Origin of the sequence: Duncaniella sp. (assembly GCF_029054785.1) — a bacterium.
Lineage (GTDB): Bacteria > Bacteroidota > Bacteroidia > Bacteroidales > Muribaculaceae > Duncaniella.
On the sequence record NZ_JAIDEN010000180.1, the window covers coordinates 1 to 14,826 of the forward strand.

A 14,826-nucleotide genomic window follows, 5' to 3' on the forward strand; every position below is an offset into this window, starting at 1 on the left:
CTTCACAATCTTAGCCCAAAGCATGCGGGCCGCACGCATCTTGGCAACCTCCATGAAGTAGTTCATGCCGATAGCCCAGAAGAACGACAGACGCGGTGCGAAGGCGTCAATGTCCATGCCGGCGTTCACACCGGCGCGCAGGTATTCAAGACCGTCGGCCAGAGTGTAGGCGAGCTCGATGTCGCATGTAGCGCCGGCTTCCTGCATGTGGTAGCCGGAGATGGAAATCGAGTTGAACTTGGGCATGTTCTGAGATGTGTACTCGAAGATGTCGGCGATGATTCGCATCGAGAATTCCGGCGGGTAGATATAGGTGTTACGCACCATGAATTCCTTGAGGATGTCGTTCTGGATCGTACCGGCCATCTCTTCGAGTTTGGCGCCCTGTTCAAGACCTGCGTTGATGTAGAATGCAAGCACTGGGAGCACGGCACCGTTCATTGTCATGGAGACTGACATCTTGTTCAAGGGAATTCCCTCGAAAAGAACTTTCATGTCTTCAAGCGAGCAGATCGAAACGCCTGCTTTGCCGACGTCGCCGACTACGCGTTCGTGGTCTGCGTCATAGCCGCGGTGTGTTGCAAGGTCGAAAGCGACCGACAGACCTTTCTGACCCGATGCGAGATTGCGGCGGTAGAAAGCATTGGATTCGGCTGCTGTCGAGAAGCCTGCATACTGGCGGATGGTCCAGGGGCGCAGGGGATACATGGCGCTGTACGGGCCACGCAGGAAGGGAGGAATACCCGACACGTAGTTGAGGTGTTCGAGGCCTTCGAGGTCCTGCTTTGTATAGATGGGTTTGACAGGGATCAGTTCCGGGGTGATCCAGTCTTCCCCCTGAGTTTCGGGGACGCGGAGGTCGCCGAAAGCGTCGTTAACGATGTCTATTTCTTTGAAATTGGGTTTCATGTCTGAATGTTAATGGGGGTTGACGTTTTACTTCTTGAGGAGTTTGTCGTTGAATGCGCGAAGGGTTTCGAGCACGTTGCAACGGACATGAACGAAGTCGTTGATGCCGATGGCCTTGAGTTCGTCGGTGCAGGCAGGTGCGCCGGCAACCACGAATTCTGCACGACCGTCGAGATATTTGAAGGCCGCGGGTGCGAGTTCGGCATATTCGTCGTCGCTTGAGCAGAGGACCACGATGTCGGCGCCCTTTTCAAGAGCTGCATCAACGCCCTGTTCAACAGTTTCGAATCCGAGATTGTCGATGATCTCGTAGCCGGCGCAACCGAAGAAGTTGGTCGAGAACTGGGCACGGGCAAGACGCATTGCGAGGTTGCCGATGGTCAGCATGAACACCTTCGGACGGTTTGAAGCGGCTTCTGTGGCAAGACGCAGGGCTTCGAAATCGCTGGCCGCACGTTTGGTCGGAAGACCGGCGGGAGCTTCGCAGGCCTCGCTTTTGCCTCCGCAGGCACATGAGAACGAGCCTTTGAGATCCACGATCTTGTCGGCTGCCATCTCGTTGATATTGGGATACTGGTTGGTTCCGAGAAGAATTTCCTTGCGGCGGGCGACGTCGGTGTGGCGTTTTTCAGCGCTTTCACGGATTGTCTTCTGCACGTCGTCGTCATTGCAGCATGCGAGGAATCCGCCCTTGTCCTCAACTTCGAGGAAGAGCTTCCAGGATTCTTTGGCGATCGAGACGGTGAGTGTCTCCACATAGTAGCTGCCGCCGGCAGGGTCGATGACCTTGTCAAGGTGACTTTCTTCCTTCAGAAGGAACTGCTGGTTGCGGGCGATGCGTTCAGAGAATTCGTCGGGAGTCTTATAGGGAAGATCGAAGGGAAGCGAAGTGATCGAGTCAACACCTGCAAGAGCGGCTGACATTGCTTCTGTCTGGCTGCGGAGGAGGTTGACATGTGCGTCGTAAAGGGTCTGGTTGAAGCGTGAAGTCGATGCGTGGGCCATCATCTTGGCGGCTTCGTCAGATGCGCCGTACTGCTTGACGATCTGAGCCCAGAGCATACGGGCGGCACGGAATTTTGCAAGTTCCATGAAGAAGTTGGACGAGATGCCCATGTTGAACTTGATGCGTGCGGCCACTTCGTCGGCGCTGCGGCCTGCTTCGGTCAGGAGAGTCAGCCACTGTGCGCCCCAAGAGAGTGCATAGCCGAGTTCCTGGAAAATATAGGCTCCTGCGTTGCTGAGCATGTCGCTGTTGACTGAGAGCACACGCAGTCCGGCAACTTCCTTGACTGCGTCAAGCAGTTCGGATGCCATAGCGGCAAGAGTAGCAGCCTCGAATGCCACGCCCTTGCGCAGAGGTTTGCGGAAAGGATTGAAATCAATAGAGCCTTTGAAAGAGTCGGCACATCCGTTGGCCTTGACATAGTCCACCAGAGCTTTTGCCAGAGGAAGAGCCTTCTTGACACAGCAGGTGAAGTTGACTTCAACCTTGCTCAGGTCAATGCCTTTGAGGAGCGCTTCAAGAGTCTCGGCGGTAGGTTCGTCAACGTGGAAACCAAGAGAGGTGACGCCCTTTGTCAGCACGTCGAGAGCCTTTTCGTTGGCTTCGGCCGGAGTCTCGGCGATGATTTCCTGACGGGTGAGCCAGTCATTGTCTGTGCGTGTCCCGCGCACATAAGGAAATTCGCCCGGAAGCGAGTTGGTTGTCTTCAGATCCTCGATGTCCTCCAAACGATACATCGGCTGGACGTTGAAGCCTTCGTTGGTGCGCCACACCAGTTTCTTGTCAAACGGTGCGCCCTTAAGGTCAGCTTCCACCTTTGCTTTCCACTCGGCTGTGGTCACGGGAGGAAACTGTTCAAACAATTTTTCTTTCTTTTCTGCCATGATTATGGTATTAAATATACTGTTCAGGTTTCTGAATGTAACCTGTATGGTTAACAATCGCCGTGCAAAGTTAATCGGAAACTTCCTAAAAGCAAAGAAAATAGAAAGAAATTTAAACAGAAACAGCGCCCTTTCGGACGCTGTTTCCATCGCTATATCAGTATTTTCAGCAAAATTATGTTTAAAAACAATATTCTGCGAAAACGTTTTCAAAACAGAGGGAAAGAACTGTTTGTATAGACGTACTTCTGGTCAAACTGTTCCTGTGACATTGTCAGCATCACGATTCCCTGGGCGAAAGTCAGCAGATTCCAAAGGCCGCAGGTGACAAACGAAAGCAGGATCGTGATGAACGCCGCGCCGGTCTTGCCGAGGTAGAAGTACTGCGCGCCAAAAACTCCGAGAAGAATTGCAAGGATTCCTGCCGTTACCTTGTCCTTGCCTGACTGCGGAAGATAGGCTCCAGGAGGAGGACAAGCTCCATACGGAGCATTCTGAAACTGCGGGCCGGCGCCTGCCTGTGGTTCCGGACCGGGTGCGGGTGGTGGAGTGGAAGCGGCTGAGCCTCCGTAGGACGGGGCTTCAAACAGAAATGCCAGTTCAGGCAACTGTCCTGCCGCAAGCCATTGGTCCATTCCCTCGCGCCAGACCAGAGTGTCACGCGTAAGCCCCATAGCCGGTAGCTGTTCTTCATTGACAGGTCCGGTCTGAACATTGTTCTGATAAACGTACCAGGTTGCCATAATTATTGACCTTATATTATTTTTGTTTATTTCTATTTTCCTATCAACTGCAAATTTAAGATTTTATAGCATATCTACCAAACATACTTCTCATTGAATTATTCATTGATCATATTTTTCGCTTGTCAAAAGATGTCATGGATTCATTTCATACCCGAACAAAAGTTAACAAAACTTTGTTTTAATTTATATTTACAAACTTAACATCAATTTTATTTATGAAACTTACACTTTCTTATCCTTTTATTATCTGCTTACTTTTCTGCGCTTGCGATAATAATCCCGAAGAAGGCATGTATCCGTCCACGGAAATGACTTTATCATCTCTTATTGAAGAATATACGCATTATGGTTTTCAAATAATCGATGTCGTTGATTCTGCTCAAATTCATTGCGATTATACTTTTGATTCATATGCCGAAGCTATGGAATTTCTATCTCAGTGGAAAGAACGAAATATTATATCAACAATTCATTACTCAAGAGTCGATTTTAAATCAATACCTTTATATGAGGCGCAAATGGGTAGTGGAGAACATTTTTTTCAATTTAAATATCGCATGGTTGATGTTTCTTGTAGGTATAGTGGATCACTCAAAGATTTGACACGCGATGATTTTAGAGTAAATATTTCAGGCTTCGAAATTCCATATACATCTGACACATATAAAATAAATGGAACATATGAATTTGTAAGCGGGTCTCCGACTTTATATGTCCATGTCGCAAAAACAATACATTTAAATATTATGGGAAAATTTGTTGAACAAATTGACAAAGTTGAAAACTATTATTTTGTAATAGAAGTTGGTTTGGGGAAAGTTCTCGTTCGTAATATGTAAAAATTTATTTTATGACATTCATCATCATCCTTGAAATCATCATTGCCGTAGTTTGCATAGCAGCAACGGTAACCGGCCTCTGTCTTTGCTGGAAAAACGAGCAATTGCCAACACCATACAAATGGGGCTGGACATTCGTATTCCTGTGTTTCACATTTATCGGGCTGATAGTCTATCTGACAATCTATCCTCCGAAAAAGCCGAACCAGAAATGACGTTATATAAGTAAACCGCACCCCAAGAGTTCGATTCAAAACTTTTGGGGTGCAATTTAACCGAGGCCGATTATAAATAACTCGTCAAGAGTCAAGAGTCAAGAGTTAAACGATATAATGTGAAATGTCGCTCCTCTGGAAGATCCTTTTCTCAGAGTTACTTAACGCGACACCCGTTTTCTTCATTGTTGCATCAGAAAGCTCTTGAAGCTTGCAAAGTCGGCGCTCATGGCGACTGACTGCTTCTCGCCTTCCATGAAGGCGGCCAGGCGGTCGGGAATCTCCACCGGAGCCTTGACGGCATCCTCGACTGTTTCCTTGAACTTTGCCGGATGGGCTGTTTCGAGGAACACTCCGGTCTCGCCCGGACGCAGGCCTTCCTTGAGTGCCTGATATCCACAGGCGCCGTGAGGATCGAGCAGATAGCCGGTCGAGACGTAGCAGTCGTGCATCGTGCGGCGGATCTGATCGTCGGCAAAGGTGAATCCGCTGATCAGCGAGGAGATTTCGTCATGCGAATTGCCGTAGAGGTCTATGATGCGGGCGAAGTTGCTCGGATCGCCTACGTCCATTGCGTTGGCGATTGTCTGCACACTCGCTTTTGGCGAATAGACTCCTGTCAGGAGATAATTGTAGAAAATATCGTTGGCGTTGTTGGCTGCGATGAAGCGCTTGACGGGGAGCCCCATGCGGTGGGCGAAAAGTCCGGCGGTGATGTTGCCGAAGTTGCCGCTCGGCACACAGACCACAAGTTCCGAGGCCTTGCCCAGGGCTTTCAGACGGGCGTAAGCGTTGAAATAGTAGAACGCCTGGGCCAGGAAGCGGGCGACATTGATCGAATTGGCCGATGTGAGGGTCATTTTCTCACAAAGCTCGCTGTCCATGAACGCGCTTTTGACAAGGCGCTGGCAGTCGTCAAACACACCGTCGATCTCTACCGCCGTGATGTTTCGGCCCAGAGTGGTGAACTGACATTCCTGGATGGGGCTAACCTTTCCTTTGGGATAAAGCACGTAGACATGGATGCCTTCAACACCGAGAAATCCGTTGGCCACAGCCGATCCGGTGTCGCCGCTGGTTGCCACAAGGACGTTGACCTCACGCCCTGCGCCACGCTTGCGGATGAAGTGCTGAAGCAGGCGGGCCATGAATCTCGCACCGACATCCTTGAAGGCCAAAGTAGGCCCGTGGAAGAGTTCAAGACTGTATATGTCGCTCTCTACTTCGGCAACGGGGCAGTCAAAAGACAGGGTCTCACAGACAATCCTGTCAAGATCCTCTTTGGCTATGTCATCACCGAAAAACGCTTCGGCGACACGGCAGGCGATCTCGTGGAAGGAGAGAGAGTCAATCGTTTCAAAAAATTCTGCGGGAAGAGGCCTGATGGTCTCAGGCATGAAGAGACCACGGTCTGCGGCAAGGCCCTTGACAACGGCTTCTTCCAGATCCACTTCGGGGGTATTTCGGTTTGTACTGTAATATTTCATTTGCAATTCAGGGGCTTACGTAAGCCTATTGTAATTAGACATCTGTATGTTGTTATTCGTTGTCGTGGCTCATGAAACGCTCCATGAACTCGCCGAGACGTAAGGTCCCGTAAGAGCCGGCGCGACAACTTTCTTCGTCGTAGACTTCAACGGCATCCGGGGCGACACCGGGCGCATGGATCACGAAAGGCACCGCCTCGGCCATGTGGATACGCTTTTCGACCGGAGTGGCGTGGTCGGGCAGAAGGGCCACGCAGACGGGCTCATCCCAAGTGGCAAGCTCGCGCATGATGGGGCCGACAACCCGGCTGTCAAGATATTCGATGGCTTTTACCTTGAGATCTATATCTCCGTCATGACCGGCCTCGTCTGTGGCTTCGAGATGAAGAAACACAAAATCTTCATTGCGCAGTGCCTCAAGTGCGGCGGCGGTCTTTCCTTCGTAGTTGGTGTCGGCGAGTCCGGTTGCGCCTTCGACTTCAATGCTTCTCAGTCCGGCATAGTGTCCGATGCCGCGGATCAGATCGACAGCTGTGATGACAGATCCGCTTTTGACCTGAGGATACATCTCCTGGAGGGTCAGCATATCAGGCCGGTAGCCGGGACTCCAGGGCCAAATCGAATTGGCCTCCGGGCGCCCTTCTTCCCGATGGCGACGATTGATCGGATGGTCGGCCAGAAGTTCCTGGGAGCGGAGTATCAGATCATTGAGCAGCGCTGCGGTCTCAGCCGGAGTCATCCGGCAATTGGTGCCGTCTGCGCCCTGCTGCTTGTCGGCATCGGCTTTCACCATAAGCCCGCGCCAGAGTTCGCCGGGATGGTCGTGAGGAGGCGCACAGGCGATGTGCTTGTCACCTCCTTTTATTATAAGCAGATGCCTGTATTGTATGCCGGGAATGAAACGCACTCGTTCATTGCCTAAATGAGAGTCAAGATAGCGTATAAGCTCGGCGCCTTCTTCAGTTGTAAGATGTCCGCCGTGATGAGCGACAATCTCACCCTCCCGTCCGAGAGATATGATGTTGCATCTCATGGCCATGTCTCCCGGCTCCATCTCATAGCCTATGCTTGCGGCTTCCAGAGGTCCGCGACCTTCGTAGACTTCGTTCAGGTCGTAGCCGAGAATAGCGGCATTGGCAACCTCGCTGCCCGGAGCGAATCCGTCAGGGATCGTCTCAAGCAGGCCGCAGCGGCCTTCACGGGCAAGAAGATCGAGATTGGGAGTCGAGGCATACTGGAGAGGTGTTTTTCCACCAAGCCGGGCGATGGAATGGTCAGACATTCCATCACCAAGGATTATCAGGTGTTTCATGGTGGAAATCAGTTGTTGGCTGTCGACATGATATTGGCGAAAACTCCGGCGGCTGTCACTCCGGCACCGGCGCCATAGCCCTGGATGAGCATCGGATATTCATGATAGCGCTCTGTTGTCAGCAATACGATGTTGTTTGAGCCTTCAAGTCCATAGAAGGGATGACGGCTGTCGACGGCCTGGAGGCCTACGCTCATCTTGCCGTTCTCCATCTTCGCCACAAAGCGCCAGCGTTTGCCTTCGGAAGCGAGGGCCTGACGGCGGGTTTCGAAATCGGCATCGAGTTCCGGAAGTTTTTTCCAGAAATCGTCGAGCGAGCCTGCAAACATTTCGTCCGGGACGAAAAGATTTTTCTCAACCTCCTCCTGCTCGGCCTTGTAGCCGGCCTCACGGGTGAGGATGACCAGTTTGCGCACCACATCCTGACCGCTGAGGTCGATACGCGGATCCGGTTCGCTGTAACCAAGCTCTTTGGCAAGACGCACGGTCTCGGAGAAGGGCACGGTCTCGGATATTGCGTTGAATATGAAGTTGAGCGTTCCGCTGAGGACGGCTTCGATTTTAAGGATCCTGTCACCTGAGGAAACAAGGTCGTTGATCGTCCCGATGATGGGCAGACCGGCTCCTACGTTTGTCTCGAAAAGATATTTCACTCCGCGCTGCAAGGCTGTTGACTTCAGGCTGCGGTAAGTGTCATAACTGCTTGATGCTGCCACTTTGTTGGCGGCCACCACCGATATGTTATTGTCGAGGAAAGTCTGATAGAGCGAGGCAACCTCCTTGCTGGCGGTGCAGTCGACGAACACGCTGTTGAAGATGTTCATGCCGACAATTCCGTCGCGAAGATGCTCCGGCGAGCTCTCCGGACTTGCTTCAAGCTGCTCGCGATATGTCACCAGATCAATTCCCGCACGGTTGAAAATCGCCTTGTGGCTGGAAGCGATGCCGACGACATTGAGCTTCAGCCTGTGTGTCTGCATCAGCTTCTCCTGCTGGCTGCGGATCTGTTCGATCAGCATTCCGCCGACCGTGCCGACACCGCAGATGAAGAGGTTCAGTTCCTTGAACTCGCTCAGGAAGAAGGAGTCGTGGATGACGTTGAGCGATTTGCGGAGATAGTCACCGTGGACCACAAAAGAGATATTGGTCTCACTTGCTCCCTGCGCACAGGCTATGACGCTGATACCGCTGCGGCCCAATGTGCCGAACAGCTTGCCGGCGATGCCGGGGGTGTGCTTCATGTTCTCGCCGACGATGGCCACGGTTGCCAGTCCGCTTTCGGCATGCATCGGGAACATCGCTCCCTCCTCGATCTCCTTGGCAAACTCGTTGTCGAGGACTTCGATGGCTGCGGGGGCATCCTCGTCGCGCACACCGATAGATGTCGAGTTTTCCGACGAAGCCTGGCTCACCATGAAGACCGAAATACCGTTTTCGGCCAAAGCCGTGAAGATTCGGCGGTTGACACCGATGACACCGACCATCGAAAGACCGGTGACGGTGATGAGCGAGGTGCCGCTTATGCTTGAAATGCCTTTGATCGGCTTGCGGTCATCTTCAATCTCACTGCGGATGACGGTTCCTGCCGACTGCGGGTTGAACGTATTTTTTACATATATCGGAATGTTTTTCACACAGACCGGATAGATCGTAGGGGGATAGATCACTTTTGCACCGAAGTTGCAAAGCTCCATCGCCTCCACATAGCTGAGTGCGTTGATGGTGTAGGCCGTCGGGATTACACGCGGATCAGCCGTCATGAAACCGTCGACATCTGTCCATATCTCCAGCGCCTCGGCTTCAAGAGCTGCCGCAATGATCGAAGCCGTGTAGTCACTGCCGCCACGGCCGAGATTGGTCACTTCACCTGAATCGCGGTCAGAGCTGATGAAGCCCGGAACAATATGGATTCCGGCCTTAAGCACTTCAGGGCTGAATTCCTCGACCACAAGACGGCGGGTCAGCTCACTGTCAAGCAGCGAACGGCCATGCTTGCGCTCTGTCTTGATGAAACTTCGGGAATCATGCAGGACCGCGCCTGAGATCAGACGGGCCACGATACGGCTGCTGAGCCGTTCTCCATAGCTGACGATAGTAGCCTGTGTTTTAGGGCTGAGATCACGAATCAGGAAGACTCCCTGATATATCGAGGAAAGCTCCGCCAAAAGCGAATTAGTTTCCAGAATCAAATCCTCTTGTCCGTCACTGATCACCTCGGCGATCATCTCGTGATGACGACGTACTATGGTCTGAAACATATCCTGGTAGGCCTCATTGCCCTCAGACGCCATTCGGGCCGTCTTTATCAGCATGTCTGTGACACCGCCGAGAGCGCTGACCACCACTACCACAGGGAAATCCTGAGACTCAACAATATCCTTGAGATTCAGGATACTGCTTGCGGAACCTACGGATGTCCCGCCAAATTTTAATACTTTCATTTAAAAGGTTTATTGATTGGTTAAACCGGCGAACGTCACCACACAAACGGCGAATCTGCCACCGGCCATACTTAACTGTAACGGTTGTTTTTTATTCAACTGACAAAGTTAAACAAATTTCCAATTCTTCACCAAAGTTTTACAATAAAATAAATTCAGCACCAATCAGACACTCATTACGACTGCTATCAGATAGACCTAACAACACATGGCGGCATCCCTCGAAACGAAGTCGATCTAATATCACAGTCCTTCTCCCATCGCCAAACGGACGAACGTCTCGCATTTGGCGCGGTATTCTTTTTCAGCGTAGAGGTTCTCGATGTAGTAAGGCGGGATGCTGTGGTAGCCGAATTTCGCGCCGAGTATCGCACAGGCGACCGCCGCATTGGTGTCGGCATCGCCTCCCTCATTGACCACGGCAAGCAATCCGTCTTCAAACGACCGCGAGTGCCAATAGCACCACAGACCCGCTGCAAGAGTTCGGAATGTGTAACCGATACCAGGCTGTTCGGAAAGTTTTAATTCTGCAATATCCGTAAAAGAATATGCCATATTAATCCAATCTTTCAGTTCCGCGTCTGTTGTCATGACTAAAACATCGTCTTTTGAAAGCATCCTATCGGTCCATACCGCACAATTAATCAGCCACGAAGCAATACGACATGAAATCACACAGCGAGGATCGTAATGAGTCAGGCGACAAGCCTCATCAACCCAGTCCTGATTATACCGATTCCACAGACCAATAGGCGACGTCCGCATCAAAGCCCCGTTTGCAGCACTATTGCACCTCGTAGACTCCCAAACAATTTTTGAGACTTCAAAAGGCGCATCGGTATAATCACCGCACATAAGGACCTTAACCATATGCCGCCCTATGCCCAAAGGCACTCCATTATACCAATTTTTAAAATTTACGGCAGCCTTACGATAATCAAAGCCATTCGGGCTAAAAGCATCAAGAAGACACAGCATCATCTCTGTGTCATCCGTCCATGCTCCTTTAGCCCATCTTCGTCTGTGAGCATCCTGAATTATTTGTCCGTAATATCTCAGACCTTCAGGATAATACTTAGCGACTTCTTCCTTACTCATAAATTCCGTGCCAAGCCCCAGCGCATCGCCGACGGCCTGTCCGTAAAGACAGCCCATCATCCTGTCATATATTTCCTCCTGTCGCGCCATATACTTTCTGAATGATACTTGTTTTAAGAGTTTTAGAGATTAACGTGATGATTTCACCAACTTTATACCGGTCAGATTTTCTACTGACCTGATATAGGCTTCCGATTCATTGTCGATTGAGTCACAAGAGCCATCGAGATATGATTGTCCGTATCGTTCCCAAAAATCTATCAGGTCGGAAACATTGTTGTAAATGTCGGCACCGGTGGTCACTTGCAAATGTTGTTTCCCGGAATCTCCGGCTTTAAAGAAAAAGCATGGAAATGCACTCCTTTCACGCCCCCATAACTTATTCCATGAATAATAATTCTGCCATTTGGCCTTATCCGTTTTTATATCCGTGTCATCCTTGAACATACGCGACATAAACATATCTCTCAGACACTTGGCGCAGATAATTTCAAAGTGTGCGATGGCTCCAATCTTTGATATCAGCGCCTGGAAGTTGCTGTTGCAATAATCCTTGTAATTAGCCTCTATAAGTTTCACCTCCTTGCCGCAACGGTCACACTTGCAATTCACATCCTCCGGATAAACAGTTTCATATTCACAATCGACGATTCCTTGCAATCCATAATCATCCGGGTTGATTATATCAGTTTCGAGTGATCGCCATTTGGGCATAATTTGCGTTCCGTCATAGTATTCAAATCTATATTTCAGCAAATACTTCTGATGGCACTGCTGGCATTCCCACGTGAAAAGCTCGACGAGTTCCTTTTGGGACGGTCCATTTTCTCCGGTCACGGTAACAATTTCCTTGCGGAATTCATCAATCATTCCACAATGAGGACATCTTATAATTGGCAAGTTGCGATTCGCAGGTGTCATGGCAGGCGTTTTTATTTTACTTCATAAAGATACCGCTTTTCTCCGAAAAGTAAACCGAAAGCCGGGGAATTTTTTCAAATAATAATCCCGGCCTTAATCCCACTTTTCGATTTCAAATGATACTTGTTTTAAGGAGTCGCCTTGTAATTCGTATGTGGTTATGTGTGTCTCCTGCATGTTAGCGCAGTACTCTGTCTCAACCCGCTTCGTCACCGCTAATGATTGATGAGGCGACGATCCAACGAACGATATCCACATTTCGACTATGGAGCTGCCTCCGGATTGATAATGAATGCGTATTGTCTTGTTTTCATAATCAAATTCCGTCTCACCTCTGTCTCCAAAAATAAAATATGTAAACGGTTCCTTATCCATAGGCGACAGGAAACCGATGCAGGGTTCATTGTTGTTGCCGTTGACCAAATCAAAACATGCGAATCGAGTGCTGTTATAACCTATATATGGCACAATGAAATCAGGCTCGCCGTCAAAATTGACATCCATAAAGAAAAAGTCGCCGTAGCGGCCTGTCAGTTCCTGTTTAGTCGGCAGGTCGATCTCCATCGCGCATGAGTCGCTCGTCAGCTCTATATTTGAGGGAAGTCCATGCAAAGCTAAATAGCGGTTGATTGAGTCACCACGCTCAAAATGCCACAGACACAGGTCCTTTGTTTTCAAAATTGAAATGTCGTAGCCGTTGGGATGGTTTGTCAGATTGACAACAGCGCTCCCCTCGCCAAAAAATTCAGGCACTCCGACATTTACTCCGACATTTGTCTCTTTGTCATTCCGACAGGCCGTAAGCAGCAATAAGCCTAACAATAATTTTTTCATCTTTAATATCGTCATCTGTCAACAATCATCATTTTCACTCTTGCGAGAAATTCTCTTGAAATATTTTTGATTTTCTTACCGATCAACTTCGGAGTTTCGGCATCGTAAGCCCTTGCACAGAGTCCGTGACGGTCTGCAAGATATAGCGCACGTTCGTTATGGTATCTCTGAGATATGAGTGTCACACTGTCAGTCAGCTCTTTCGCCCTGACAATCGAGTTGACGGTTCGCGTTCCCTGATAGTCCAAAACGATTGAATCGGCAGGCACTCCTTTCATGGCTAAAGAATCACGCATGGCAGTCAATTCATTGCAGCCATCGGCATAATCACCACCGCTTGCAATAATCCGATCTATTTTCTTGCTTTTAAATAGTTCTACTGCCGCGTCAATCCGCGTATCAAAATAGTAGTTATGCTCAAAAGGCGATGTTCCAAGCAACAGACCATATCTGCAATAAGGCACATCGTCCACCGCATCATATAGCCGACCCTTGGCATTGGCGCTCACCAACGCATAGCAAACGCCAATTGCCAGAATCATAATGCCGACAATGGCGACAAAGACCTTAAAATTACACATTCGCTAACGAATCTATCTGCCCTACAAATTCATTCTTGATTATTGTTACCAGACATGTCAAGCCTTCTTGAAAGAATTTTTTCATAAAGGGATATTTCGATATTATGGTTTTACTCTTAAAATTAATATCTTTAGCAATTGCTATTCTCTTTTCAAGCGGCATCGCTTTATATCCACACATAATCTCCCAATATTCAGCGGTCGTATCATAGGACTCCATTGAGGACAACATCACCATTGCATATATTACATAAGCCAATATCTCTGACCCTGTTATTCCCAATTTTAACTCAAATATCTTACCTTCCGAAGTCTGACCATTAATCGTAATAGTCATTCTTGAAGAATTCGTATTTTTAGTATAATGATCCTCATATATAATTGATGAATCAAAAAGCCAATTATTAATCTCAATGGGCTTCTTTTCTCCATTTTGGAAAATATCTAACCGATAAATTGTGTGAGAGCCATAATGATCCCAATTCCTGATATATGTCGGGATAGCAGATATTCGTATTGCTGAAAAATCAACATCTTCTTCATACCGTTCTAATTGCCGAAGCTTTCCGATGGTTTCCTCTAATATGAAAACTTGTCTGTTCATTATTGATTCGTTTTTTAAATTTCCGATCTCTTTTAACACATTTTCAGTACTTATTGAATCGTTTGCTTCATTCCTAACGAGTCCCTGATTAGCAGCTATAAGTTTAGATTTAAAATTATCAAAGTTTATAATATCATCATCTTCAACAATTTGAAGTCCATTCATTATAGCGTTAGTAATTTGGTCAATATTTTTATCTGTGATTTCAAGATCATTGTTTTTTATATCAGCAATATAGGATTCTATATAATTATATATATTTGAGACAAATTTTTCTCTTGCATTGTCATCTTCATCATATAAGTAATCTTCTTCTATTAGATATATATTTTGACTAATATCTTTTAATTTTTCCTGAGTTAAAATACATTTTTGCATATTAATTCATTTCTAAAGTGCTAATACAGAATTTTAGCTATAAAAAGCCACTCATAATTTGACAAATATACAAAAAATGTTATTGGCGGGGCTATTATCGGGCATGTTTTTCAACATAAATTCCAATAGCCATTAACCATCATTGGGATCTGACTGTCAACTATCTTACATTTTAATTTCATTCTTTTCAGGTCTGTGACCGGAAAATTTTTTCACCTGAAAATTTGACTTTCGGGGTGTAGGCGGGTATATTAGACGGAGGCCTCCGAATAAGATGGCGTTTAATGACCGGTTCCGAACACCATCCAAGATCATTTTAAGAGGTTGTTTAAAAACAAGAGTTAAAATCTGAGTGGTGTATCTTTTAGATAAATTGCTGTAAATGAGAAAGGAGCATAGCGAGCTATGCGACTGACGAATTTCAACAATTTAGCAAAAGAGACACCAAGGCTAAGGTAACTTTAAAAAGTCTCAAACATGAAATTATTAAAAGAAAAAAAGATAATACCGTCGCCTGCGAAAGTTTTGGGCGCCTATGGCTCTTCATTTCAGTCACATAGCTCGCTATGCT

The 14,826-nt window shown here is 48.1% G+C and carries 13 protein-coding genes; 2 read left to right on the forward strand and 11 right to left on the reverse strand.

The window, feature by feature from the left end; all coding sequences use genetic code 11:
* From K2H17_RS10980 to K2H17_RS10990, 3 genes are all read right to left on the reverse strand, one after another.
* Positions 1–909 (reverse strand): methylmalonyl-CoA mutase family protein (locus tag K2H17_RS10980; protein ID WP_300134730.1); only part of this gene is annotated, 909 nt, incomplete at its 3' end.
* A 27-nt stretch (positions 910–936) separates the two neighbouring features.
* Positions 937–2,799 carry a methylmalonyl-CoA mutase small subunit gene (gene mutA / locus K2H17_RS10985; protein ID WP_300134732.1) on the reverse strand — a complete coding sequence of 621 codons (1,863 nt, stop codon included), beginning with the start codon at positions 2,797–2,799 and terminating at the stop codon, positions 937–939.
* Positions 2,800–3,008: 209 nt separating this feature from the next.
* Positions 3,009–3,542, reverse strand: a complete 534-nt coding sequence (locus K2H17_RS10990; RefSeq protein WP_300134734.1) for a GYF domain-containing protein — start codon at positions 3,540–3,542, stop codon at positions 3,009–3,011.
* A 218-nt stretch (positions 3,543–3,760) separates the two neighbouring features.
* Here K2H17_RS10990 and K2H17_RS10995 point away from each other — a divergent pair, with 218 nt between their 5' ends.
* Positions 3,761–4,384, forward strand: a complete 624-nt coding sequence (locus K2H17_RS10995; protein ID WP_300134736.1) for a hypothetical protein — start codon at positions 3,761–3,763, stop codon at positions 4,382–4,384.
* 11 nt (positions 4,385–4,395) lie between these two features.
* Entirely contained in the window at positions 4,396–4,599 is a 204-nt protein-coding gene (locus tag K2H17_RS11000; RefSeq protein ID WP_300134738.1) for a hypothetical protein, read from the forward strand.
* A 182-nt stretch (positions 4,600–4,781) separates the two neighbouring features.
* Here K2H17_RS11000 and thrC read toward each other — a convergent pair whose 3' ends face one another.
* The 8 genes from thrC to K2H17_RS11040 all read right to left on the reverse strand — a co-directional run bounded on the left by thrC (position 4,782) and on the right by K2H17_RS11040 (position 14,255).
* Positions 4,782–6,086 (reverse strand): threonine synthase, encoded by a 1,305-nt coding sequence (gene thrC / locus K2H17_RS11005; protein ID WP_300134740.1) that lies wholly within the window; start codon positions 6,084–6,086, stop codon positions 4,782–4,784.
* Between the two features lie 52 nt (positions 6,087–6,138).
* Entirely contained in the window at positions 6,139–7,398 is a 1,260-nt protein-coding gene (locus tag K2H17_RS11010) for a cofactor-independent phosphoglycerate mutase (protein ID WP_300134742.1), read from the reverse strand.
* Between the two features lie 8 nt (positions 7,399–7,406).
* Complete coding sequence (thrA, locus tag K2H17_RS11015; RefSeq protein ID WP_300134744.1) at positions 7,407–9,839, reverse strand: bifunctional aspartate kinase/homoserine dehydrogenase I; 2,433 nt, start codon at positions 9,837–9,839, stop codon at positions 7,407–7,409.
* 243 nt (positions 9,840–10,082) lie between these two features.
* The gene (locus K2H17_RS11020; RefSeq protein WP_300134746.1) at positions 10,083–11,027 is read right to left on the reverse strand and encodes an ADP-ribosylglycohydrolase family protein; all 945 of its coding nucleotides are present in this window, start codon (positions 11,025–11,027) and stop codon (positions 10,083–10,085) included.
* Positions 11,028–11,066: 39 nt separating this feature from the next.
* Positions 11,067–11,807, reverse strand: a complete 741-nt coding sequence (locus K2H17_RS11025; protein WP_300134749.1) for a hypothetical protein — start codon at positions 11,805–11,807, stop codon at positions 11,067–11,069.
* A 144-nt stretch (positions 11,808–11,951) separates the two neighbouring features.
* On the reverse strand, positions 11,952–12,692 hold the full coding sequence (locus tag K2H17_RS11030) for a hypothetical protein (protein ID WP_300134751.1): 741 nt from the start codon (positions 12,690–12,692) through the stop codon (positions 11,952–11,954).
* Positions 12,693–12,703: 11 nt separating this feature from the next.
* Positions 12,704–13,273, reverse strand: a complete 570-nt coding sequence (locus K2H17_RS11035; RefSeq protein WP_300134753.1) for an ElyC/SanA/YdcF family protein — start codon at positions 13,271–13,273, stop codon at positions 12,704–12,706.
* A complete protein-coding gene (locus K2H17_RS11040; RefSeq protein WP_300134755.1) occupies positions 13,266–14,255 on the reverse strand; it encodes a hypothetical protein in 990 nt (329 codons plus the stop codon). The genes K2H17_RS11035 and K2H17_RS11040 overlap by 8 nt, the downstream gene beginning before the upstream one ends.
* Between the last annotated feature and the right edge of the window lie 571 nt (positions 14,256–14,826).

Excerpts from the sequence above, each read along its gene's own strand:
- mutA (WP_300134732.1), bottom strand. The coding sequence starts at position 2,799 with ATGGCAGAAAAGAAAGAAAAATTGTTTGAACAGTTTCCTCCCGTGACC.
- K2H17_RS10990 (WP_300134734.1), bottom strand. The coding sequence starts at position 3,542 with ATGGCAACCTGGTACGTTTATCAGAACAATGTTCAGACCGGACCTGTC.
- K2H17_RS10995 (WP_300134736.1), top strand. The coding sequence starts at position 3,761 with ATGAAACTTACACTTTCTTATCCTTTTATTATCTGCTTACTTTTCTGC.
- K2H17_RS11000 (WP_300134738.1), top strand. The coding sequence starts at position 4,396 with ATGACATTCATCATCATCCTTGAAATCATCATTGCCGTAGTTTGCATA.
- thrC (WP_300134740.1), bottom strand. The coding sequence starts at position 6,086 with ATGAAATATTACAGTACAAACCGAAATACCCCCGAAGTGGATCTGGAA.
- K2H17_RS11010 (WP_300134742.1), bottom strand. The coding sequence starts at position 7,398 with ATGAAACACCTGATAATCCTTGGTGATGGAATGTCTGACCATTCCATC.
- thrA (WP_300134744.1), bottom strand. The coding sequence starts at position 9,839 with ATGAAAGTATTAAAATTTGGCGGGACATCCGTAGGTTCCGCAAGCAGT.
- K2H17_RS11020 (WP_300134746.1), bottom strand. The coding sequence starts at position 11,027 with ATGGCGCGACAGGAGGAAATATATGACAGGATGATGGGCTGTCTTTAC.
- K2H17_RS11025 (WP_300134749.1), bottom strand. The coding sequence starts at position 11,807 with ATGATTGATGAATTCCGCAAGGAAATTGTTACCGTGACCGGAGAAAAT.
- K2H17_RS11030 (WP_300134751.1), bottom strand. The coding sequence starts at position 12,692 with ATGAAAAAATTATTGTTAGGCTTATTGCTGCTTACGGCCTGTCGGAAT.
- K2H17_RS11035 (WP_300134753.1), bottom strand. The coding sequence starts at position 13,273 with ATGTGTAATTTTAAGGTCTTTGTCGCCATTGTCGGCATTATGATTCTG.
- K2H17_RS11040 (WP_300134755.1), bottom strand. The coding sequence starts at position 14,255 with ATGCAAAAATGTATTTTAACTCAGGAAAAATTAAAAGATATTAGTCAA.